The following is a 21,350-nucleotide window of genomic DNA, read 5'->3' as shown; positions in this document are numbered from 1 at the left end:
ATAGCGTCCCATGGCTTCAGGCCTTCCAGCGCCAGTTGGCGGCGTTCCAGCTGTTCGCCAGCACGTTCAGGTTGGACGCGTAGCCGTCCAGGCCGTCCTTCGTGCCCTCGATCTCCACCGAGTTGAACAGCGGCAGGAATGGCAGGTCATCCATGATCAGCTCCTGGACCTTGGCGTAGATCTCCTTGCGCTTGGCAATGTTGTATTCCTGGCGGCCCCGGGCGAGCAGCGTATCCACCCCGACGTTCTTGTACTGGCTCACGTTCGAACCCGACTTGGTCTCCTTCGGGATGGCGCCGGAGCCGAAGCGGTGCGTGACGTCCGGGTCCGAGGCGATCGTGTAGGTCGGCGCGGTCAGCAGGCTGTCGAACTCGGAGTTCCTCCAGAAGTCGGCCCACAGCACCGCCGCCACCAGGTTCTTGATCAGCATCTCGACGCCGATCTTCTTGAAGTCGTCGGCAATGAGCTGTTGCGTCTGCGCGCGCAGCTGGTTGCCCGTGACCGTCGAGTTCGTGAAGGACAGCCGCACGCCGTTCTTGACGCGGATGCCGTCCGGACCGCGCACCCAGCCGGCCTGGTCCAGCATCGCGGCGGCCTTTTTCGGGTCGTACTCGGGCTTCGGCAAATTGGGGTTGAAGGCCCAGTGCGACGGGACGAGGTAGTTGTTCGCCGGCTTGGGCAGGCCGTAGTAGACGAGGTCGCAGATCGACTGCCGGTCGATCGCGATGTTCAGCGCCTTGCGCACCGCCTTGTCCCCGAGAGCCGGGTGCGCGAGGTTGAGCGTCAGGTTCTCCACCGAGGGCTTGGGCGCGGAGTGGACGCGGCGGCCGCGCAGCGCAGTCGCTTCCTTGTAGAAGTTGGCCGGGATGCCCTGCAGGCCGATGAAGTCGATTTCCCCCGTCTTGAACTGCGTGTACATCGCGTTCAGGTCCGGCACGTACTTGAAGATGAGCCGGTTCAGGGACGGAGCCTTACCGAAGTAGTTCGTGTTGGCTTCGAGGATCAGGTGGTCGCCGGTCTTGCGGCTGACGAACTTGAACGGCCCCGTACCGACGGGCGCGGCGGCGAATTGCGGCGAGTTCGGGTCCGGGTTCTGCGAAAGAATGTGCGCGGGGACGATGAAGGTCCAGCTCAGCGCAGATGCAAGAGGTGCGTACGGCTCCTTCAGCTTCCATGTGATCACATGGTCGCCCTCGACGCCCACCGACGCAATGTTTTCGAAGGCCGTACGGTTACGGGCGCGGAAGGCCGGGTTCTTCATCAGGCCGATCGAATACTTGATGTCCTCTGACGTCATCGGCTTCCCGTCATGCCACTTCACGTCGCGCCGCAACTCGACACGCCAGGTCAGGCCGTCGGCCGAAATGCCGCCGTTCTCCACGGTGGGAACCGCTTTGGCCAGCATCGGCACAAACTTCCCCTCCACGTCGAGCATCCACAGCGTACTGAAGAGGTTCCACCAGACGCCCTGGTCCACCTCGTTGGCGGTCATCAGCGGATGCAGGACCGTGACTTCCTGCGAGAAACCGAGGATGGCCTGGCCCGTCGGCTTCGCGGCTTGCGCGGTTGCGTCGGCACTCGCCACCAGCCCCAAGGAACCCAAGGCAAAGGAGGCTGCCCCGGCAAAGACGGCGTCGCGCCGTGTCAGGCTGCCGATAGAGGCACCGCCAGTGTTGTTCGTCCGCTTCATGTGTAGGCCTTTCAGTTCGCTGCTGTGATCATTCATGGTTGTCTCCTGAGTGAGGGTCGCGGGGTTGGATGGATTGGGGGTGCGGCCTAGAAATCGGCGACCTTGCCCCATGCGGAGTTGTTGAATCGGCCCGGCCGAAACGGTGTGGGATCCACGATCGGTTCGGCGCCAGTCGCCAGGTCCGCGATCAGGTGGCCGGCGCCGGGGCCAATGCCAAAGCCGTGGCCGGAAAATCCTGCGGCAAGAATGAAGCCCGGCACGCCCGGCACCTCGCCAATGCCGGGAACGCCGTCCGGCGTGCTGTCGACGAAACCGGCCCACGCATGCGTGATCTTTGAGTCGCGAAGTTGGGGCAGCAGTTCGACGGCGCGGCGATGAGTCTCTTTGATGGTGCTCAAACACGGCTTCGGATCGAGGATGCGCACCCGTTCCATGGGCGTCGGCGCATCGAGCCGCCACCGCTTCAGCGTTTCGTGGCCACCCTGAATGCCTTGCAGGCCTCCCGGCAGAAGGCTGCGCCAGCGCTTGGCGAACATGGGCACGAATTGCGGAGCGAATCGCATGAACTGCGGCGTCACGTCCACACGCGCGCGGCCGCTGATGGCCAGTGCGTAGCGTCCGTCGCTGCGGCGCGTGGCGGATACGCCCTGCATGACCATGGCATCCGGCAGGCGGTGCTCCATAGGGGCCACGCTCAGGATGGATTGGCGGATCGAGGCCTGGGGAAAACGGATGTCCAACTGGCGGCAGAACGCGGATGCCCAGGCGCCGCCGGCGAGCACGGCCGTCCGTGTCTTGATGACGCCGGCTTCCGTGATGACGCCGCTGACACGCCCACCTTCCAGCTCGATGCCGCGCGCGGCGCAATTCTGATGGACCCTGCCACCGAGCTTCATGAGTGCAGCTGCCACGGCCGGGGCTGCCTTGCCAGGATCTGCTGTCCCATCGGTGGGCGAGTAAACGCCGCCCTTCCAGGCGCGACCGGTCGCGTGCCCCCGCTCGGCGGCCTCGCGACTGCTCAGCATGTGGCTCGTGACGCCGGCGGTCTTCGCAAAATCACGCCAGCTGGCCCAGCCGGACAATTCAGCCTCATCGTTACTGAGGAACAACAGCCCGCAGCGGCGGAAACCTGTGTCTTCACCGCTCTCAACGGCAAATTGTTCCCAGAGATCCAGACTCTTGCTCGCCATGTCCAGTTCGCGAGCGTCGCGGTTCTGCCGCCGGCACCAGCCCCAGTTGCGGCTCGACTGCTCGGCCCCGACCCTGCCCTTTTCGACCAGGGCGACCGAAACGCCGCGCTGGGCCAGGTAGTAAGCGGCGAAGACACCGACGATGCCGCCCCCGATCACGACGACGTCAGCCGAGGCCGGCGGCGTGGGGGAAGTTTGAATTTGGGTCAGCGGAGGGGACATGATGAATCTGTTCGCCTGTTCAAGCCGGGACGGCCTGGACCACGAAGAACTTCGCCACGCGATCGCTGCTTTCCCATCCGACCGAAGCGCCCTGGGGCACGAAAAGCGCATCGCCCGTGTCCATCGACAGGACGCTGCCATCGGGGGCTGCGAAGCGCACGCTGCCTGCCACGAGATGCATGAACTCGTTCTGGCGATGCGGGCGAACAATGCGGTGATAGGGTGTCGAATCCCAGGTGCCCGCGCTGTACCCGGCGCCGTCCTCGGTGAAGACGTTGTCGCTGCGGCACTCCGGCGCCGGGCCCAGGAGCACCTCCGGCGGCAGCGAACGGGACGGCTTGAAGTCGGCGTCGGCGCGAAGCGGCACAAGGCCGCGCTTCGTCGGCTTGTCGCAAGCGGCCGCGCAAAAAGAAAATTGCACGCGGGATGCAGCCACGATTCGAAGCGACGTCCCGCATCCGATCACAACACCTGTTTGCGGACCGAGCACCAGCGGAGCGGAGCCGGCCGCTGTCAGAGTCAGCTCGCCTTCGGACACGACGATGGTTTCGATGTGAGGGAAGCTCGCGACATCCAGCTCGCCAATGAAGCTGGTACGGCCCGCGATCATGGCTTGGGGTCCTTCCCAGGCGATCTCTCGATGCCGCGCAAAGGGGTCGTTCTTGCCGAACGCCGCCTTGCGGAAGGTTGTTGAAAAAGGCGCGCCGTTGGCACGGTGCAGCACGATGGCCACGGTCATTTTTTCTCCTGAGCATTGAAGCCAAGAATGGCTTTGGTTTCCAGATATTCCTCGAGACCTTCGATTCCGTATTCGCGGCCATTTCCCGACCGCTTGTATCCGCCGAAAGGGGCATGGGGGCTCCATGCCGGATAGTTGATGTGCACCTGGCCGGAGCGGATGCGCGCGGCGACGGCGCGCGCCGCACCAAGGTCCGTCCCTTGCACGTGTGCTCCCAGTCCGTACACCGTGCAGTTGGCGATCGCCACAACCTCGTCCACGCTGTCATAGGGGATCAGCGCGAGTACCGGGCCGAAGATCTCTTCCTGCGCGATCTGCATTTCGGGATGCACCGCGGAGAAGATGGTGGGACGGCAGTAGAAGCCGCGGCTCAAGCCCTCCGGCCTTCCTGGGCCGCCACAGATGAGCCGCGCGCCTTCGGCGATTCCGACGCCGATCATTTCCTGCACCCGATTGAACTGGGCGCGGTTGGCCACCGGACCATGCGTGGTGTTCTTCGAGCGTGGATCGCCGACGATGAAGCTGGATGCGGCTTCGAGCGCGATCCGTTCCACTTCCTGGAGCCGCTCGCGAGGCACGAGCATGCGAGTTGGCGCACTGCAGGATTGGCCGACGTTGCGAAAGCCCGCTGCCACGCCTGGCGGTATGGCACGCGCCAGGTCCGCATCCGGCAGGATCACGTTCGGTGATTTCCCGCCGAGTTCCTGGGCCACGCGCTTCACCGTGGGCGCGGCCGCTTGGGCCACCAGCACGCCGGCCCGGGTCGAGCCGGTGATAGAAATCATGTCCACATCCGGATGCGACGACAGCGCGGCGCCGACCTCCGGCCCATTGCCGTTCACCAGGTTGAACACCCCCGGCGGAATACCGGCGTCGTGCATCACCTCAGCAAAAAGCAAGGCGCTCAAGGGCGAAAGCTCGCTGGGTTTCAGGACAACGGTACAGCCCGCCGCCATCGCGGGGCCGACTTTCGCCGTGATCTGGTAGAGCGGCCAGTTCCAGGGGGTGATCAGGCCGCACACGCCGATGGCCTCACGCATGATGGCCACGTCCCCACGATGGGTGAGGAAGGGATAGCTGGCCAGATTGTCCCGAGCCACGCGGATGTGCTCCGCCGCGACCGGCACCTGTGTGCTGCGCGCAAAGCCGATCGCGGCGCCCATCTCCAGCGAGATCGCCTGGGCGAACAATTCAGCTCGCTCCAGGATCAGGGCGTGGATACGGTCGAGCAGCGCGGCCCGGCTTGGGGCGGAGCTGACGGACCAGGTGGCGAAGGCGCGCCGCGCCGCAGCCACTGCCACAGCGACTTCATTGGCATCGCCTAGCGCGATCTCAGCGACAGGCTCCTCGGTCGAGGGGTCGATGACAGAGCTTCGGGCTTGCCCGTGAGGCACCACCCACTCGCCGTCGATGAACACGCGGTCTAGGCGGCCAGCGCTCCTGAGGCGTTCAACAATCAACGCGCCATCCACCAGGGCGGAGGGTGTGGGCAATTGCGCAAGTGAGGTCATGGGGCGAAGCTTGGAATGACTCGATGGCCGAAGTATGGGAAGGCCTATCCATGCGGTCAAATGCAATTTTTATTTGAATTCATACAATGTTGATATGGACTACCACGGCAGACTGAAAGAGGTGGGCGGCGCCTGCCGTGCGCCTGCGGACCATCGGGCTTCATATCGATCCTGAATGGATGACCCATGATCTTTTATTGGACTGCATGGGTCCGTTTTCCGATACTCGTATCGAAGTGCAGGCGCGGCAGAACGTGCTCGCCGTGCTCGAAGCCGCTGGCTCGGGTCCGCAGGACGTGCTGAAGGTGACGGCCTATATCGTGGACGTAGGCAACTGGCCGGCCCTGAACAAGATCTACGCCGAAGTCATGAGACAGGCCCCGGCCGGCGCGCGCCGTGGTGCCGGTGCCGGCGCTGCACTACGGCTATCTCATCGAAATTGACGCCGTCGCCGTGCGACGCAAGAAAGAAACCTCATGAACCTCGCCTCGACCACAACAACAGACGATCCCGCAGCCACCGCAACCGATACCGTCCGCCTGCGCCCGTTCGAGCCAGGCGACCTGCCGGCGGCGCACGCAATGTCCAGCGCCTTGAAGTGGCCTCACCGAATCGAAGACTGGCAGTTCGCGCTGTCGCTCAGTCAAGGCGTGGTCGCCGAACGCGACGGAAAGGTACTGGGCACGGCACTGTCCTGGAACTGGGGCGCGGACTACGCGACGATCGGGCTCGTGATCGTCGCGACCGAGCTGCAGGGACAGCGCATCGGCAACCGCATGATGTCGGCCTTGCTGGATCGCTTGGCTGGGCGAAATGTGTTGCTGCACTCGACTGTGGCGGGGCGCGGCCTGTATGAGCGCCTGGGATTCGTCACCACAGGGGAGATCGAGCAGCATCTGGGCGAGTTGACGGCTTTGCCGGCGCTGGCGGGGCGCGAGGGTGACCGTCTCCGGCCGCTAGCAGGTGCTGACGTCGAGTCCCTGATCGCGATAGACGCCCGCGGTGCGGGCATGCCCCGCGGCGAGCTGCTTCGCCGGCTGTTCTCTCAGGGCAAGACTGTCGTGCTCGAGCGCGGCGGCGAAGCCGCCGGCTTCGCCGTGATTCGTCGGTACGGCCACGGCGATGCCGTCGGGCCGGTGGCCGCGCCCGATGTCGATGCGGCACGCCTGCTGATCGCGGGTTGCTGCCGTCACACCGAGGGGCTCCTGCGCATCGACGTGGAGGCCGCGAGTGGCTTGCCACAATGGTTGGAGAGCCTGGGCCTGCCGCGCACCGGCGGCGTCAACATCATGGTCCGCGGCCGCGTCCCGGAGCGCGGGCCCGCTCACGGCAACTGGGCCCTGGTCACCCAGGCGATCGGCTGACCTTCTTGGGCGCGGTGTTTTCGGGGCCGCCCGCCACGATGCGCACGGCCTCGAGGAAGTCTGCGACGAGCGCCTGCGCCGGCTGCTGGCGGGCGCGCACCACGTGGCATTCGAAGTGGATCGTCGGCTCGAACGCCAGCGCATGCACGCCTGTGAGCGCAAGCTCAGTGAGCATCGCCGGATTCACAATGCTGACGCCCAGGCCCCGCGCCACCATGGCGCAGGCCGCCGTGGCCAGCGAAGTCTCGATCTCCAGCCTGCGCACCTCGGGCACGAAGGCGCGGTCGATGGCCGCGCGCATGACGTCCGGAGACGCAAACGATATGAACGACTCACCGGCCAGGTCCGAAGGACCGACCTTGCGCTTGCGCGCCAGCCGGTGCCCCCGCGGCACGATGCACACGGCACGCTCCGAATGCACGAGCTCGGTGTCAACCTCCTGCGGCAGCGCGACGTAGCCGGCCAGGCCGAGCTCGTAATACCCGGAGGACACCCACTTGCAGATGGTCGCCGAGTCGGCCGTGTGCACCACGACTGGCACGCGCGGGCGCAGTCCGCGAAAAATCTGCAGGATGCGCGGCACTACGCTGACGCTGATGCCGGGAGACACGGCGATTCGCAAGCCTTCGACGCCCAGCGTGCGAATACGGTTCGCGGCGGCGCCGATGGACTGCAGGCCCACATAGACGCGATCCACCTCCTTCAGCAGCGCATGCGCTTCAGGCGTGGGGACAATGCGCTGCCCGACCCGTTCGAATAGCTTCAGCTGGGTCTCACGCTGCAAAAGCGCGATAGCGCGGCTCACGTTCGGCTGCGACGTATGCAGCTGCGTCGCGGCAACCGTCATCGAGCCTGTGTGCATCACAGCGCGAAAGCACTCGATCTCGCGGTAGTTCATATCAACATGGTATTAATAGCGGCGAAACATGTATTTGACTGCATAAAGGCGCGTTCCGATACTGCGTTTTCCAGTACCCTACGAAAGCAATCAACACCATGAACGCGCCTGTGCGCCGTTTCGTGCGGCTCGGCGAAATCGAGCGCCGCGAAATCCGAGTCTGGATCGACGGCCGCGCCACCCAAGCACTCGAGGGCGACACGCTGCTCGTCGCTCTGCTGTCGAACACGGGCCACTTGCGCCACTCCGAGTTCTCGGAGGGTGTGCGGTCCGGCTTCTGCCTGATGGGCGCGTGCCAGGACTGCTGGGTGCGCGACGAGCAAGGGCAGCGGCTGCGCGCCTGCAGCACGCCAGCCCACGACGGCATGCGCATCCTCACGTCCGCACAGGAGGCCGAATGGGCCAACCTCGCATAGTCATCGTCGGCGCAGGCCCGGCCGGCGTTCGTGCCGCGCAAGCACTGGTCGAGGTGGGCATACGGCCCGTCGTGGTGGACGAGAGCCGCCGCGACGGGGGCCAGATCTACCGCCGCCAGCCGGAGGGATTCAAGCGTCCCTACGCGAAGCTGTACGGCAGCGAAGCGGACAAAGCCGAAGCCCTGCACCGCAGCTTCGAGCTCCTGCGGGACCGGATCGACTGGCGCGCCGAGACGCTGGCGTGGCACATCGAGCCCAATCGGCTGCACGTCGTCCAGGCCGGCCAGGCCCAGGTACTGCCTTTCGACGCGCTGATCGTCTGCAGCGGTGCCACCGACCGGCTGATGCCGGTGCCAGGCTGGGACCTGGCCGGTTGCTACAGCCTGGGCGCCGCGCAAATATCGCTTAAGTCGCAGGCGTGCTCGATCGGCCAGCGCGTCGTGTTCATGGGAACCGGCCCCCTGCTCTACCTCGTCGCTTCCCAGTACGTGGCCGCCGGCGCGCAGGTGGCGGCGGTTCTCGACACCTCTGCCTCGTCGCTGCGCGTGCGCGCACTCCCCCGGCTCGCCGCCCGGCCCGCGGTCCTGCTGAACGGCTTGAAGCTCGTTGCGTCGCTGAGGTTGGCGGGAGTGCGCGTGATGACCGGGGTCAAACCCACCCTGATCACCGGCTCGCCCCGGGACGGCGTGACCGGCGTGCGCGTGTCCGACGGGCGCGGACGGGAACACGCTTTTGAATGCGATGCCGTGGCGCTGGGCTATCACCTTCGGTCCGAAGCTCAGCTCGCCGACATCGCCAAGTGCGAATTCCACTTCGACGCTGCATCGCGCCAATGGCTGCCGCGCATCGATGAAGACGGTCGCAGCAGCGTCCGTGGGATCTACCTGGCGGGCGACGGCGTACGCCTGGCCGGGGCAGACGGCGCGGAAGCCACGGGGCGCCTGGCCGCACTGGCGTGCCTGGCGGACCTGGGCATGCCTCGCAGCGAACCGCAAGTTGCCGAACTGCGGGCCAAGCTGCGGGCCATGGAGCGCTTCCGCCAAGGCCTGTTGCAGGCGTTTCCGTGGCCGCACGAAGCAGCGGCCGAGCTGCCGGACAGCACCGTTGTTTGCCGCTGCGAAGTCATCACCGCGGGTGAGCTGCGCACGACCGTGCGCGAGCTCGGCGCGTGCGAGATCAACCGCGCCAAGGCCCTTTGCCGGATCGGCATGGGCCGTTGCCAGGGCCGCTACTGCGGACACGCGGCGGCCGAAATCGTGGCCCATGCCGCCGGAATCCCGGTGGAGCAGGTCGGTCGCATCCGCAGCCAAGGCCCGGTCAAGCCCCTCTCCATGTCCGCGATACCGGCCGGAGGTGCGCAATGAGCAACAAGCAATTGGCCGCCGACGTCGTGATCGTTGGGGGCGGCATCGTGGGCGCGGCCAGCGCGTTCTTTCTGCGCAAACGCGGCCTCTCGGTCGTGCTGCTGGAACGCGGCCTGGTGGGCCAGCAGGCGAGCGGCGTGAGCTTCGCCAACGTGCGACGGCAGGGCCGATTCCTGCCGCAGCTGCCACTGGCACACCGCTCGCGCGACATCTGGGGGCGGCTGCCGGAGTTGATCGGGCACGATGCGGAGTTCATCGTGACCGGCCACATCCGGGTGGCGTACGACGAAAAGAGCGTTGCCACCATGGAGAAATACGCGGTAGACGCGCGCCCCTGGGGACTCGACCTGCAGATCCTGAGCCGACCCGAAGTTCGCAAGCGCTTTCCGTTCCTGGGCCCCGACGTGATTGCCGGTTCGTTCTCACCGAACGACGGCCATGCCAATCCGCGCCTGGCCGCTCCGGCATTCGGCCGTGCGGCCCGCAAGGCCGGCGCCACGCTACTGGAGAACTGCGAGGTTGTGGACATCCACAAGGACACGCTCGACTTCCGAGTGACGGCGAAGGACGGCACGACAGTGACGGCCCCGGTCGCGCTGGTCTGCACAGGCGCCTGGGCGGGCAAGCTCAGCGCGGCATTCGGCGAGCCGGTGCCGATGGAAACGCACGGTCCCATCATGGGCGTGACCGAACCGGTGCCCTATGGCATCGTGCCGGTAGTCGGCGTCACGAGCTCCAATCCCGCCGAGATCATGTACTTCCGCCAGGTCAAGCGCGGCAACATCGTGTTCGGCGGCAGCATGCGCGGCAAGGCGTATCTGGACGAGCGCCGTGCGCAGCCCAGGCCCGACTTCACACTGCAGCAGTTGCCGCACCTGCGTCGCATCGCGCCTGCCCTGTCGAATGTCCACGTCCTGCGGACTTGGAGCGGGGTCGAAGGCTACCTGCCCGACGAGCTGCCGATCATTGGCCCCAGCCAGCGGGTGAGAGGCCTTTACTACGCCTTCGGCTTCTCCGGTCACGGCTTCCAGACGGGCCCCGGCGTCGGCGACGTGATGGCGGAACTCATCGACCGGGGTGCGACCACCATCGACCTGGAACACTACAGCATCCGGCGCTTCGCAGCGAGCAGTGCCGCGCCTCAGGCGGGACTCGCCACTGCCTGATTGGCTCTTCTAGAGAGCATGGCTGGGGTCGGCTGGGTGACGGTGTCGCTGGTGAGGTCGACGGTTGCGTTGGGCATGGCTCAGTCCAGGAAATTCTTCAGCATGGCGTGGCCGGGCGTGGGCGATTGTGGGGTCATGGTTCGGGGAGTCAAGTGCGAAGCTACGCCTTTCGGCGCCTGATAAGAGAAGAGGGCCCTAAGCAACCAATCGGGATTGCTCAGATTGAGCGGGATCAATTCTCGCGGCTGAGCACAAGGGCGGCTCGGTTGTAGTTGCCAGCAACACTTCACATGCCTCCCCGGCCAAAGCCACCGCGCAGTGCTCGACGCCATGCGGCACGACGATGAACTCTCCTGCCTCGACAATCTCTTCACGGTCCCGAAACTTCATGAGCAGGCGTCCCCGGTGAACGAAGAACAGCTCATCGTCGTGCTGTTGAAATGACCAGCGAGAGGCTCCCTCGAACTTGGCCACCTTCAATTGCATGTTGTTGACCTGCCCCTCGACCTTGCCGGTAAACGCAGTTGACAGGTTCTTCTTGCGAATCGGCGAAAGATGCTTGTTAAGGGCCGCGACGTCACGAATGATTGCGGTGAGTTGGCTGGGCACGTCCTTCCCATTGGCCGGGTATTTGCCGTCCAAAGCCGCAGTGCCGATCGTAAAACCTGCTGCTCCGGCACTTTGGACGATTGCAATTCGTTCACGTGTGTCGATCGAGCCTGCCATGAAGACGGGCTTGGAGACTGCGGCGCAGACGGCCTTCATCAACTCGGGCACGTTCTCCACCGAACGATATGCCAAGAGGTCCAGGCCATGCACGCCGTCTTTCGCCGCGATCGTCCTAGCGCTTTCGACAATTTCCTCAATGGTGCCTTCCAGCACGCTCGGGTGACCGGTGATCCGCCCAGCAAACGGGAAGTATTGAATGCCGGTGTCCTTGATGATGGGCAGCACGTCATCGACCCGCGTGCCACCCAGAAGAACGTCAACACCGATTTCGGCGGCTGCCTTTGCCGAAACAATTTCGCTTTCACGGTCGAGCGATACCACTTCCAGATAGGAGGTTGCACCGCCGGCCTTGATCGCCGCATTGAGACCCTTCAGCTGCTCGAGCGGCAAGCCGATGTCCTTGAACCCGATGTGCCGCACGCCAAGGCCGAGTGCAGTCTGGAGTTGCTGCGACGCGTCCGGAACCGTGCGATCGTTGCGCGTAAGCATGAAGATGAAACGTAGACCCATGATGGTGGTTCCTTTCGTAGTTAGTTCGTCGTGGTTTGCGCAGCGACAAGGCGCTTTGCATAGGCAAGCGCCGTTTCCAGGCTTGCGTGGTCTGCAATCCCCCGGCCCGCAATGTCGAACGCCGTGCCGTGATCCGGGCTGGTGCGGACGAACGGCAGGCCCAGCGTGATGTTCACGCCCTTTTCCAGCCCGAGATACTTCACGGGGATCAGCCCTTGGTCGTGGTACTGGGCCACGACAACATCGAACCGGCCCATGCGTGCTTGCATGAAAACCGTATCGCCCGGATAAGGTCCGCTGGCATCGATGCCTTCGGCTTGGGCCGCTTCGATGGCGGGTCGAATGATCCTGATTTCCTCATCGCCGAAGAGGCCGCCTTCGCCTGCGTGCGGGTTGAGACCCGCTACGGCAACACGGGGGGCCGCGACGCCCAGGGCCCTCCCACCCTCGTGGGCAAGCCGGATGGCAGACATCTGCGCGTCGAAATCACCTTGCTCGATCGCCTTGCGCAGCGACGTGTGGATCGTGACGAGCACCGTGCGGATGTCGTCGTTCGCAAGCATCATCGCCACGCGCTTGGCGCCGCCGAAGTCGGCCAGGATTTCCGTATGGCCGGGGTAGCGGATTCCCGCACTGGCCATCGCCTCTTTGTTGATCGGCGCGGTGACGATGCCGCTCACTTCTCCGGACTTCGCCGCTGCGATCGCTGCAACGATGGCATCGAAGGCCGCCTGCCCGGAGATGGCGCTGATCTGCCCGATGGGTGGAAGCTCGGCAATCCGGGTGGCCTCGATGACCTCAATGGTCCGCGGCTTGAACTGAGCCGCATCGGGTGCATTGATACGTCGCACCTCGATGTTCAATCCGAGCCGGCGCACGATGTCCTGCATGACGCCATGGCTGCCGAACACGACAACGTGTTCGCCGCCCTTCGCAAGTACCTTCGCCACGATCTCCGGCCCGATACCGGATGCATCACCCATGGTCAGGGCAAGCGGGGGAGAAATGTTCTTCACTGTGAATCCGTTCGCAAGGTTTGAGTTGTTCTGCGTATGCGCGCGACAGCGCGCTCCAGAGCGTCGTCACTGCCAAAGCCGCCGGCCTTCATGGCGAGCACGAGCAAGCGTCCATCGCCAAGCCTGGCGCGACCCAGCGGGAATCCGGGATCGAGCTCTTGCAGAATCTCGAACTCACGGATGTTGAGAAGATCCAGGATGGCTTCCATCGTGTCGCCGCCGGTGGCGATCAATGCGCCGAAGCGTGGGTCGCGAAGCTCTCGCGCTGCCTCCTCTGCGATGCGGCGCAGCACCGCCGCCGAATCCTGTTCGCGCGCCCTTGGTCCGCGCAGCAGCATGACGCCGCTGGCCTCCTGGAGTTGATCGGCCTGTATGTGACTGCGCAGATTCGCGCTTCCAACGGCGACCAGCACATCGCTGCTGATGCCATCGACCGATAACGGTGGCGTCTTCTCCGGCACAAAACGCCGCGACAGGGCTGCAGCCATCCCGGGAGAGCCGACCCACAGGATCGACTCTGGACCCTCTATTGAAGCAATCCGCGAGTCGAGTTCTTCCTGCGTTACCGCATCGAGGAAGGTGACATTCTTGATGCTGCTCGGGACCAGGTCGACCAGCGCTGAATGCCGCGCGGGATGCACGGGGTCATGGGCATACGCGCTCTCCGAAACCGGAATGCCGTCAACGAGCTGAATGCCCCCCACCGTCGTGCGCCCGGCCTGGGGGAACGCCGGCGCAAACACCAGTGATGTGCGGCCGCTCGCGGCAAAGCATGCCTCGAGCTCTTGCGCTATGTGGCCTCTCAGCGTGGAGTCCACCGTTTTGTAGAGCACGGAACAGCCGGCAAGCCGGTCGGTCAATCGAGCGACTCGCTCGAATGCCTGCGACGCGGTCGCAGACCGCGAACCGCTGTCGACCGCGACGACCGCCCCCGCTTGGCGCGGAAGCTGGCCCCTTCCGATCGACGCAGTCAGGCCGCGAGCGACGAAAGGTGCCGCGCCATCTGCCGCGCTCGTCAGGTCATCGGCGAGGACCGCTATGTTGGGTTGATGATCGGTGCGCATGCATCAATTATCAGAACCCAACCAGACTATGAAAAGCGATACTTTCTGAGGATGACCGGTGATATATTGTCACCAATGAATCGGTCAGACATACCTTCGCTCGACGACCTGCGGGCGTTCGAAGCCACGGCGAGGCTGGGGTCGGTTCGCCTCGCAGCAGACTCGCTTGCGCTCACTCACGGCGCCGTCAGCCGCCGGATCACCAAACTTGCCAATGACATCGGGGTCGGCTTGTTTGAAAAGAATGGGAGAGGCCTCAAGCTCACACCGGCCGGCGAGACACTCAATCTCACCCTCAGCAGGTTCTTTGGTGAGTTGGCCGCCACAGTGCAGAGCCTGCGTGCCACCAATGCTGGCAAGACTGCCCTGGTGCTCTCCTGCGAGCCTTCAGTTGCCATGCGCTGGCTGATCCCGCGGCTGGGCGGGTTTCAAGCGGCGCACCCGGACATTGCCCTCCACCTCTCCGTGGGTGGAGGCCTAGTGGACTTTCGCAAGAACCACGTCGATCTCGCAATTCGGCGGCTGGACTTCGCTGTGCCAGAGACGTGGAACGTCCGGCCCCTATTCCCCGAAAAGGTTGGACCCGTCATGAGGCCGGAACTGGTGCCGAGGTTCGAACGCGGAGACTATCTCGCTCTCGGGTCGAAGACTCGACCTGACGCGTGGGCGCAGTGGCTGAAGACCCATCCTTCGGCGCGTCGACCCACAGAGATTCGGTACTACGACCATCACTCACTGATTGTCGAGGCTGCGTCCGCAGGCCTGGGTGTCGCGCTGAGTCCGCTCGTACTCGCCGTTGACGATGTGGAACGAGGAAGCCTTGCGGCACCTGCTGGCTTTGACCCAGACGGCAGCCAATATGGCTTGATATGGCTGGGGTCGAGTGAACTGCAAGGTGTGGAGTTTGAACTCGCAGAGTGGCTGCTGACGCAGTTCAGCCGCCTAAGTGCTGATTGGCACCAAAAACTGACCCGGCCAATGGACTGACGTCACACTGCGGGGGCCGCACACGTCGCCGATGGCCAAACTCATCATCAGCCGGTTGCCGAACAAAGGCTGAGGCTTAGCTTCAGCCGGGCAGCTTCGCCGCGGCCGGCGCGTTGCCGCGCCATGCCACCAGATCGATCTCGATGAGTGCCCCTTTCGCCAGGCCGGTGACGCCAATGCAGGTCCGCGCCGGGTGCCGCCCGCTCGCGAAATGTTGGGCGTAGACCGCGTTCATCGCCGCGTAGTCTTCATCGAAGTGCGTGAGGTACACGCGCACCGACAGCGCATGCTCCAGGCCCAGGCCGCAACCGGCCAGCACCGTCTGGAGGTTCTTCAACACCTGGCGCGTCTGCGCCTCGATGCCTTCGGGATAGGGCGTGTCCAGCGAGGTGCCGACAAACGGCATCTGCCCCGTGACTAAAACCCAGCCGTCGGCTTCGACCGCGTGGCTGAACGGTGCGACCGGTTCTGGTGCACCGGTGATCATGTGAAAGATGGGAGACATCGCGGCAGGTTGAGGCGGCCGCGGCAGCCGGCATCGGGCGCGGCTGCCGCCCCCGCACCGGAGTTCGACAAGCACCTACGGCAAGCCAGTTGCGTGCCAACTCCGGGGCATGGCGAGTGGCACGTGTCTTGCGCGCCCTGCGCAAGTAACCAGAAAGCGCCACCGTGCAGTTCGACCAGTTCTCCACCGACTCCTATCCGGTGCACCAGCGGCCCCACGCCTGGCGCGACGCCCTGCACCTGCACCGTCTCAGGCCCGAGATGGCGCCAGCGGCCGCACCCCTTTATGGCACGCTGACCGCGGGACGCACCGCGCGCGGGGTCGGCATGGCGCGCATCACCTCGTCGCCGCAGACCCTCCAGCGGCTGGGCGACCCGGCCGATGCGGTCTGGCTCGCGCTGCACCTGAGCGGTGATGCGGCGCTGCACGATGGACAGCGCACCATCGAACTGGCGCCCGGCGACATCGTCTTCGGACCGGCCCAGGCGCGCGCGGGCCTGGATTTCCGCTCTAACTTCCGGCAGTTCATGGTGTCCATGCCGCGCGCCAGCCTGAAGGCCCGGCTGCCCGGCGGGTCGGGATTCGCGCTCGGCCACCTGTCGGGCCGGGCGGGTCTGGGGCGCATGTTCGCAGGCACGCTGACCGCGTTGGCCGAAGCCTTCGACACCCTGAGCGATGACGACGTCGCTCCAGTCGAGTCCGCCCTGTCGGAGTTCATTGCAACAAGCCTGGCCGCTCACCAGGACCCGGCCTCGCCCGCCATCAGCAGCACCCGGGCTGCCACAGTGCATCGGCTGTGCCAATACGTCGATGCCAACCTGAGCGATGCATCGCTCTCCCTGGCCGCCGTGGCGGCACATGAGCGCTTGTCGGAGCGGCTGGTGCAGAAGCTCTTCGAGGGCCTCGGCCAGACCTTCACCGCCTACGTGCGCCAGTGCCGCCTCGAACGCTGCCGCGCCGACCTCGCCAACCGCCAGTACGGGCACCTGTCCATCTCGGACATCTGCTTTCGCTGGGGCTTCAACGACCCGGCGCATTTCAGCCATTGTTTTCGCGACCGCTACAGCATGTCGCCGCGGCAATACCGTCAGCAGGCCAACGAGGCCAGTCAGCAGTCGCTGCGCAAGCGCATTCGGCGCGGCTGGCCGTCGGGCTACTTCGAGACGCCGGCCGAGGACCCGGTAGCTTCCACCGCCCGCATCGCCGCTCGCACCGTGGCCGATGACGGCGCTTCGGCCGCCGCGCAGGTTGCATCGGCCACGCCACATGGCAGCAACGCCCTCGCCGGCCGCCATCACCACCTGCCTGCCACCGCGCAGACCATCCACTGGGGCTACTTCGGCCGCTCGATCCCGCCCGTGCTCACCATTGCCTCTGGCGACATCGTGACGATCGAGACGCTGACGCAGCACGCCTACGACGACTACGAGCGCATGATCAAGGGCGACTCCGGCGCCGAGAGCGTTTTCCAGTGGACGCGCGAGCACAAGGCCGTGGACCGCCGCGGCGCAGGCCCCACCGATGCGTCGATCTACGGCCGTGGCAGCGGCGAAGGCTTTGGGGTGCACATCTGCACCGGGCCCATCTACGTGAAGGAAGCGCAGCCCGGCGACGTGCTGGAGGTGCACATCCTCGACCTCGCGCCGCGCCTGGCGGCAGATGCCAAATACGAAGGCCGGGCCTTCGGCAGCAACGCCGCCGCGTGGTGGGGCTTTCACTACGACGACCTGATCGAGGAGCCCAGGCAGCGCGAGGTGGTGACGATCTACGAGGTCGACTGCAGCCAGGGCGCTGCCTGCGCCCATGCCGTCTACAACTTTCGCTGGACCCCGCAGCTCGATCCGAATGGCGTGCTGCATCCGACCATCGACTATCCCGGCATTCCGGTCGACCGGGCTTCGATCGTCGAGAACCATGGCGTGCTCCAGGGCGTGACCATCCCGGTGCGACCGCACTTCGGCGTGATCGCGGTGGCGCCCGCCGAGACGGGCCTCGTCGACTCGGTGCCGCCCTCATGCTTCGGCGGCAACCTGGACAACTGGCGCATTGCCAAGGGCGCCACCCTCTACCTGCGTGTCGGAGTCGATGGCGGACTGCTGTCGGTGGGCGATCCGCACGCCTCGCAGGGCGACAGCGAACTGTGCGGCACGGCCATTGAATGCTCGCTGACGGGCGTTTTCCAGATCGTCCTGCACAAGGCAGACCAGCTGCAGGGCGAACCTTATGCCGACATCGACTACCCCTTGGTCGAAACCGCCGACGAGTGGGTGATCCACGGCTTCAGTCACGCGGACTACCTGAAGGAATTCGGCGACAAGGCACGCAGCGCGATCTACGAAAAGTCTTCGCTCGACCCGGCCATGCGCGACGCCTTCCGCAAGACGCGGCGCTTCCTGATGACCGCCATGGGACTGACCGAGGACGAGGCGATTTCCTTGATGTCAGTCGCCGTCGACTTTGGCGTGACGCAAGTCGTCGACGGCAACTGGGGCGTGCACGCGGTCATCCGCAAATCGCTGTTTGCCGGCCGGCAACGGCCGCCGGGTGTTGACTGTCGGAAGGCGGCTCGGCAAGCTTGAGCGAACCACAGTTCGAGCCGATCCCCGTACGCGCCATCACGAAGCGGGTGGCGTGACGACCGGCTCAGAATCGCGGTTCCTTGTTCTGCCGTTGAGCTCAGGGGGGAAACGGAGCCGGGTTCGCCAGGTAGGCGCGGGACAGGCGCGCGAACTGCCCGCCATCGGTCGTGATGTCCGCCGACGTGGCGTCCCCGGGACTGAAGACGAGCGCGAATACGCCGTTGCCCGTGTACTGCGTTGGATGCGTCAGCATGTACTGGACGTGGTTGTCCCGATAGTGCTTCGGAGTTCCGCCGGGGGTCGTCGAGGGCACGCCCATGGGGGTCTGCCAGAACAGGATCGGCAGGCCGCCCAGGTGGCGTCGCACCGTGCTCCACTGGTCCAGGCTCTGGTTGAAATTCGGTGTGGTGATGTTGTTCTCGTCCATGTAGAACGGGCCGGGGCCGCGATTCGCACACTCATTCACGGGCATCGGGTCTTCAAAGCAACCTGCATCGCGATCACTGGTCTGCGCCACGATGAAGTCGGCCTTGTCTGCACCGAGTTTTGCCATGAAGCTGCCGGTGGCGTTTGCATCCCCCGCCCACAACGACGGGGGGAAGCCCATCCTCGCCTTGGGCGCGTACGTCCGTCCGAGCGTCAACAGGCAACCGGCGACGCCAACGGCCGTATTCGGTTGGCTGGCGCATTCCGGCACCGTGCTCACGCGCGCCGGCAACTTCGCCGGGTCGCCGCCGGGTGCACTGCCCTCTGCGAAGCCCCAGAAATCAGGCTCGAGGTTGACCAGAGTGGGGAGGCCGGTCTCGCCGATCTTCTGGTACATCAACTTGACTTGCGCCCAGTAGGCGGCCATAAACGGCGCGTCGTTGATGACGGTGACGTCGCCACCCCGCAGGGAAGGCATCTGGAACAGGGTGAACATCGGCACGGCGCCCATGGCTGCGACGTCGGCGGAGAATTTCGTCACGACGCCACCGTCCGGATAGTTGTATTGCCATTGAGGCCATGCGTTACCGCCGCCAGAGTTGAAACCCGTGACCGCCACGAGATAGGTATCGATGATGTCCGGAGCGATCTGCTGGGCCTTCATGTCCGCAAAAGTATTGGCCGCGCCGAGGCCCACGAGGAGCCGGCCGGGCTTGCCGAGGGCTGTAGTGATCGAAGGTGCGGGAGCGGGCGCGGGCGCAGGTGCAGGTGCAGGTGCGGGTGCGGGTGCGGGTGCGGGTGCGGGTGCGGGTGCGGATGCAGGTGCAGGTGCAGGTGCAGGTGCAGGTGCAGGTGCGGATGTCCCGGCGGCGATCGTCGGCGACGAGCCGCCTCCGCCGCCGCCGCCGCAGGCGGCGACGCCGGCACTCAGGAAGGCGATCGCGACGCGACGGGCATGGGACATGGTGTTCGGTACTGGCGGCATTCGTTTCTTCTTAGATAAAATTTTCTTTTGGCAATGTTGTCGCGGCAAGACTCAGTAGTTGTAGTCAAGCCCTCGGCCCGGCATGAACACCCGGCCGTAGATGCTGGTGTCGGCGCTGCTGGTGTCGGCGCCGATGCGCGATACACCGCCGTAACGATGCGCGTCGCCGTCGATGCGGACCCAGTTCGCGCCCATGTCCGACGCCGAAGGACGGATTGTTCCATTCCATGCCATGCCATGCCGGTGCGACGGGTCGGCGAGGTTGTGATCGACGTGTGGACGAACAGCCCCGTGTCGCGTCCAGTTCGTGCCATCGAACTTGTAGAGCGACGACGGCGCACTGCTGCCTGGGCCGGAGCCCGATGCAAACGGCACGTACAGGGCCTCAGGAACGCGGCAACCCGCCGATCTGCTGCATCAGTCCGAGCAGGTCCGGTTGCCCCACTTCGGAGACGATCTTCCCGGTCGAGAGCCGATAGATGTTCAGCGCTTGCACGGCAATCGTCTTGCCGGCGGGAGGCACGCCGAAGAAAGCTCCGCGGTGCGTCCCGCGCATCGTGAATCGCGCCGCGATGACATCACCTTCGATGACGGTTTCCTCAAGAGTCCATTGAATGTCGGGGAATCCGCCACGCATCATCCCGATGATCTCCAAGTAGCCTTGTGGCCCGTGCACGGGTTCGGCGCGCCCCGGAACGTGAAACACCGCGTCCGGAGAAACCAACTCTGTGGCGAGCCGCGGGTCCGCGGTGTTGATGAACTCCACGAAGCGAGCCATGAACTGTCGGTTTGTGGTTTGCATCTGTCGCTTCGAACTGTCTATCAGGATGGGACCCGAGGGCATGGTGGCCGCCCGGTGCCCGCGCTCCCATATTGTCCGAATTGCCGGCGTATTCGACACGATCAAAGTCGGTTGCCAAATGGTGAATATCGGACACAATGGGTCGATGCCGCGCGGAACGAGACCCATCGATATCGAGCAGGTCCAGTATCGGCCCTCGGCCGAGAGCGCACTGGATCTCGAGGTCTTCTCGATGTCGGACTTAAGACGAAGGGTGCCCCGAGCCCACCTGCAGCGTCACCACCGCTACGACTTTCACATGTTCGTGCACGTCAAACGCGGAGAATGCCGCGCCATGGTGGACTTCAGTCACATCGAGTGTGGCGCCGGATCGCTGCTGACTATCCGGCCCGGACAGGTTCACCGCTTCGGCCCGGGAAGCCGTTGGGACGCAACCCTCCTGCTGTTCCGACCCGAACTGCTGCAGGCTTCGCAAGGCGAGGAACGCCTTCAGATGCCTGAACTGATCGATGCGCTTCCTGGCCATCTGCGCCTCGACCGTTCGACGGGTCGGTTCTTGGCCGAAACGCTCGCGCGGCTCGAAGAGGAGTGCACGCTCGAAGCCCGGCAACCGCTGCTTAACTGGCTGCTCCAGAGTGAACTGGCAACGCTCGTGATGCGGCTGCACATCTTCCACACCGAGCAACAGCCGCCCGCCGGAGCGTCGGCCGACGCGCCGGAGCGCTTTCGTCTTTTCAAACGGCTTTTGGACGCGAAGGTGCATCAGTGGCATCACGTTTCGCGCTACGCACATGCCATGGGATGTTCCGAGAAGACTCTCACACGCATCTGCAGTGCGGTGGCTGGCGTCGGTGCGAAGGCCTTTATCGCCTCGCGCCTTGCGCTGGAAGCCAAGCGCTTGCTCGTGCACACGGAGATGCCGATTTCCGCCATCGCGCAGCGGCTTGGCTTCGATGAGGCGACCAACTTCACCAAGTTCTTTCGCAGCATTGAAGGATGCACGCCAGGCGATTTCCGCCGTCGGTTCGATGTCTCGTTGTAGCCGCGATACCCGTCGACGCGGATCGGACGTTGCATTCGATCTCGCGCACGGGCGAGTGGACTCGTGGCGTTCGAGCACGAGCTGCGCTATCTTGATGTCTGCTTTCTGGCGTGGCGAGTGGCAGCAACGGGGCCCAGAGCTTTCG

Annotated in this window: 20 protein-coding genes; 8 read left to right on the top strand and 12 right to left on the bottom strand. The window is 65.0% G+C overall.

Annotated features, from left to right (window positions below; translation table 11 throughout):
• Positions 1 to 16: 16 nt before the first annotated feature.
• From ASC78_RS00650 to ASC78_RS00635, 4 genes are read right to left on the bottom strand one after another with little or no spacing between them, the layout of a single operon-like run.
• On the bottom strand, positions 17 to 1,726 hold the full coding sequence (locus tag ASC78_RS00650) for a peptide ABC transporter substrate-binding protein (RefSeq protein WP_055795160.1): 1,710 nt from the start codon (positions 1,724 to 1,726) through the stop codon (positions 17 to 19).
• Positions 1,727 to 1,776: 50 nt separating this feature from the next.
• Entirely contained in the window at positions 1,777 to 3,102 is a 1,326-nt protein-coding gene (locus ASC78_RS00645; protein ID WP_055795158.1) for an NAD(P)/FAD-dependent oxidoreductase, read from the bottom strand.
• A 19-nt stretch (positions 3,103 to 3,121) separates the two neighbouring features.
• Complete coding sequence (locus ASC78_RS00640) at positions 3,122 to 3,841, bottom strand: cupin domain-containing protein (protein ID WP_055795156.1); 720 nt, start codon at positions 3,839 to 3,841, stop codon at positions 3,122 to 3,124.
• Positions 3,838 to 5,352, bottom strand: coding sequence for an aldehyde dehydrogenase family protein (locus ASC78_RS00635; RefSeq protein WP_055795154.1), 1,515 nt, complete (start codon positions 5,350 to 5,352; stop codon positions 3,838 to 3,840). The genes ASC78_RS00640 and ASC78_RS00635 overlap by 4 nt, the downstream gene beginning before the upstream one ends.
• A 137-nt stretch (positions 5,353 to 5,489) precedes the next feature.
• Here ASC78_RS00635 and ASC78_RS00630 point away from each other — a divergent pair, with 137 nt between their 5' ends.
• Positions 5,490 to 5,795, top strand: a complete 306-nt coding sequence (locus ASC78_RS00630; protein WP_200934233.1) for a RidA family protein — start codon at positions 5,490 to 5,492, stop codon at positions 5,793 to 5,795.
• 33 nt (positions 5,796 to 5,828) lie between these two features.
• Positions 5,829 to 6,716, top strand: a complete 888-nt coding sequence (locus ASC78_RS00625; RefSeq protein WP_055795150.1) for a GNAT family N-acetyltransferase — start codon at positions 5,829 to 5,831, stop codon at positions 6,714 to 6,716.
• Here the strand turns inward: ASC78_RS00625 and ASC78_RS00620 are convergent.
• Positions 6,697 to 7,614, bottom strand: coding sequence for a LysR substrate-binding domain-containing protein (locus ASC78_RS00620; protein ID WP_055795148.1), 918 nt, complete (start codon positions 7,612 to 7,614; stop codon positions 6,697 to 6,699). The genes ASC78_RS00625 and ASC78_RS00620 overlap by 20 nt on opposite strands.
• Before the next feature lie 98 nt (positions 7,615 to 7,712).
• On the opposite strand from ASC78_RS00620, the gene ASC78_RS00615 reads away from it, so the two are divergent.
• Genes ASC78_RS00615 through ASC78_RS00605 form a run of 3 tightly spaced genes read left to right on the top strand, consistent with a single transcriptional unit; the run spans position 7,713 to position 10,560 of the window.
• On the top strand, positions 7,713 to 8,030 hold the full coding sequence (locus ASC78_RS00615) for a (2Fe-2S)-binding protein (protein ID WP_055795146.1): 318 nt from the start codon (positions 7,713 to 7,715) through the stop codon (positions 8,028 to 8,030).
• The gene (locus ASC78_RS00610; protein WP_055795144.1) at positions 8,012 to 9,394 is read left to right on the top strand and encodes an FAD/NAD(P)-dependent oxidoreductase; all 1,383 of its coding nucleotides are present in this window, start codon (positions 8,012 to 8,014) and stop codon (positions 9,392 to 9,394) included. Before ASC78_RS00615 ends, ASC78_RS00610 begins: the two co-directional genes overlap by 19 nt.
• A complete protein-coding gene (locus tag ASC78_RS00605) occupies positions 9,391 to 10,560 on the top strand; it encodes an NAD(P)/FAD-dependent oxidoreductase (RefSeq protein WP_055795142.1) in 1,170 nt (389 codons plus the stop codon). The genes ASC78_RS00610 and ASC78_RS00605 overlap by 4 nt, the downstream gene beginning before the upstream one ends.
• Positions 10,561 to 10,755: 195 nt before the next feature.
• Here ASC78_RS00605 and ASC78_RS00600 read toward each other — a convergent pair whose 3' ends face one another.
• Genes ASC78_RS00600 through ASC78_RS00590 form a run of 3 tightly spaced genes read right to left on the bottom strand, consistent with a single transcriptional unit; the run spans position 10,756 to position 13,879 of the window.
• Positions 10,756 to 11,799 carry a cupin domain-containing protein gene (locus ASC78_RS00600; protein ID WP_055795140.1) on the bottom strand — a complete coding sequence of 348 codons (1,044 nt, stop codon included), beginning with the start codon at positions 11,797 to 11,799 and terminating at the stop codon, positions 10,756 to 10,758.
• A 20-nt stretch (positions 11,800 to 11,819) separates the two neighbouring features.
• A complete protein-coding gene (gene pdxA / locus ASC78_RS00595) occupies positions 11,820 to 12,782 on the bottom strand; it encodes a 4-hydroxythreonine-4-phosphate dehydrogenase PdxA (protein ID WP_055795876.1) in 963 nt (320 codons plus the stop codon).
• A 29-nt stretch (positions 12,783 to 12,811) separates the two neighbouring features.
• A complete protein-coding gene (locus tag ASC78_RS00590) occupies positions 12,812 to 13,879 on the bottom strand; it encodes a four-carbon acid sugar kinase family protein (RefSeq protein WP_055795138.1) in 1,068 nt (355 codons plus the stop codon).
• A gap of 75 nt (positions 13,880 to 13,954) precedes the next feature.
• Here ASC78_RS00590 and ASC78_RS00585 point away from each other — a divergent pair, with 75 nt between their 5' ends.
• The gene (locus ASC78_RS00585; protein ID WP_055795136.1) at positions 13,955 to 14,866 is read left to right on the top strand and encodes a LysR family transcriptional regulator; all 912 of its coding nucleotides are present in this window, start codon (positions 13,955 to 13,957) and stop codon (positions 14,864 to 14,866) included.
• Positions 14,867 to 14,948: 82 nt separating this feature from the next.
• On the opposite strand, the gene ASC78_RS00580 is transcribed toward ASC78_RS00585, so the two are convergent.
• Positions 14,949 to 15,371: a RidA family protein gene (locus ASC78_RS00580; RefSeq protein ID WP_235504935.1), complete on the bottom strand. Its 423-nt coding sequence runs from the start codon at positions 15,369 to 15,371 to the stop codon at positions 14,949 to 14,951.
• A gap of 164 nt (positions 15,372 to 15,535) precedes the next feature.
• On the opposite strand from ASC78_RS00580, the gene ASC78_RS00575 reads away from it, so the two are divergent.
• Positions 15,536 to 17,950 (top strand): acetamidase/formamidase family protein, encoded by a 2,415-nt coding sequence (locus ASC78_RS00575; RefSeq protein WP_055795132.1) that lies wholly within the window; start codon positions 15,536 to 15,538, stop codon positions 17,948 to 17,950.
• Positions 17,951 to 18,047: 97 nt separating this feature from the next.
• Here ASC78_RS00575 and ASC78_RS00570 read toward each other — a convergent pair whose 3' ends face one another.
• The 3 genes from ASC78_RS00570 to ASC78_RS00565 form a co-directional block, all read right to left on the bottom strand.
• Positions 18,048 to 19,340 carry a hypothetical protein gene (locus ASC78_RS00570; RefSeq protein ID WP_055795130.1) on the bottom strand — a complete coding sequence of 431 codons (1,293 nt, stop codon included), beginning with the start codon at positions 19,338 to 19,340 and terminating at the stop codon, positions 18,048 to 18,050.
• A 72-nt stretch (positions 19,341 to 19,412) separates the two neighbouring features.
• Positions 19,413 to 19,736 (bottom strand): hypothetical protein, encoded by a 324-nt coding sequence (locus tag ASC78_RS27295; RefSeq protein WP_157634336.1) that lies wholly within the window; start codon positions 19,734 to 19,736, stop codon positions 19,413 to 19,415.
• 10 nt (positions 19,737 to 19,746) lie between these two features.
• Entirely contained in the window at positions 19,747 to 20,139 is a 393-nt protein-coding gene (locus ASC78_RS00565; RefSeq protein WP_235504934.1) for an ester cyclase, read from the bottom strand.
• Between ASC78_RS00565 and ASC78_RS00560 the strand changes: the two genes are divergently transcribed.
• A complete protein-coding gene (locus ASC78_RS00560; RefSeq protein ID WP_235504933.1) occupies positions 20,138 to 21,205 on the top strand; it encodes an AraC family transcriptional regulator in 1,068 nt (355 codons plus the stop codon). The two genes, ASC78_RS00565 and ASC78_RS00560, sit on opposite strands and share 2 nt — an antisense overlap.
• The last annotated feature ends 145 nt before the right edge of the window (positions 21,206 to 21,350 follow it).

The organism is Variovorax sp. Root318D1, from assembly GCF_001424835.1.
In the GTDB taxonomy this organism is placed as follows: Bacteria; Pseudomonadota; Gammaproteobacteria; order Burkholderiales; family Burkholderiaceae_C; genus Variovorax.
This window is presented reverse-complemented; position numbering and strand designations above follow the sequence as displayed.

Coding starts and splice junctions, on each gene's coding strand:
- ASC78_RS00650 (WP_055795160.1), bottom strand. CDS start 1,726: ATGAATGATCACAGCAGCGAACTGAAAGGCCTACACATGAAGCGGACG.
- ASC78_RS00645 (WP_055795158.1), bottom strand. CDS start 3,102: ATGTCCCCTCCGCTGACCCAAATTCAAACTTCCCCCACGCCGCCGGCC.
- ASC78_RS00640 (WP_055795156.1), bottom strand. CDS start 3,841: ATGACCGTGGCCATCGTGCTGCACCGTGCCAACGGCGCGCCTTTTTCA.
- ASC78_RS00635 (WP_055795154.1), bottom strand. CDS start 5,352: ATGACCTCACTTGCGCAATTGCCCACACCCTCCGCCCTGGTGGATGGC.
- ASC78_RS00625 (WP_055795150.1), top strand. CDS start 5,829: ATGAACCTCGCCTCGACCACAACAACAGACGATCCCGCAGCCACCGCA.
- ASC78_RS00620 (WP_055795148.1), bottom strand. CDS start 7,614: ATGAACTACCGCGAGATCGAGTGCTTTCGCGCTGTGATGCACACAGGC.
- ASC78_RS00615 (WP_055795146.1), top strand. CDS start 7,713: ATGAACGCGCCTGTGCGCCGTTTCGTGCGGCTCGGCGAAATCGAGCGC.
- ASC78_RS00610 (WP_055795144.1), top strand. CDS start 8,012: ATGGGCCAACCTCGCATAGTCATCGTCGGCGCAGGCCCGGCCGGCGTT.
- ASC78_RS00605 (WP_055795142.1), top strand. CDS start 9,391: ATGAGCAACAAGCAATTGGCCGCCGACGTCGTGATCGTTGGGGGCGGC.
- ASC78_RS00600 (WP_055795140.1), bottom strand. CDS start 11,799: ATGGGTCTACGTTTCATCTTCATGCTTACGCGCAACGATCGCACGGTT.
- pdxA (WP_055795876.1), bottom strand. CDS start 12,782: ATGGGTGATGCATCCGGTATCGGGCCGGAGATCGTGGCGAAGGTACTT.
- ASC78_RS00590 (WP_055795138.1), bottom strand. CDS start 13,879: ATGCGCACCGATCATCAACCCAACATAGCGGTCCTCGCCGATGACCTG.
- ASC78_RS00585 (WP_055795136.1), top strand. CDS start 13,955: ATGAATCGGTCAGACATACCTTCGCTCGACGACCTGCGGGCGTTCGAA.
- ASC78_RS00580 (WP_235504935.1), bottom strand. CDS start 15,371: ATGTCTCCCATCTTTCACATGATCACCGGTGCACCAGAACCGGTCGCA.
- ASC78_RS00570 (WP_055795130.1), bottom strand. CDS start 19,340: ATGTCCCATGCCCGTCGCGTCGCGATCGCCTTCCTGAGTGCCGGCGTC.
- ASC78_RS00560 (WP_235504933.1), top strand. CDS start 20,138: ATGAACTGTCGGTTTGTGGTTTGCATCTGTCGCTTCGAACTGTCTATC.
- ASC78_RS00565 (WP_235504934.1), bottom strand. CDS start 20,139: ATGGCTCGCTTCGTGGAGTTCATCAACACCGCGGACCCGCGGCTCGCC.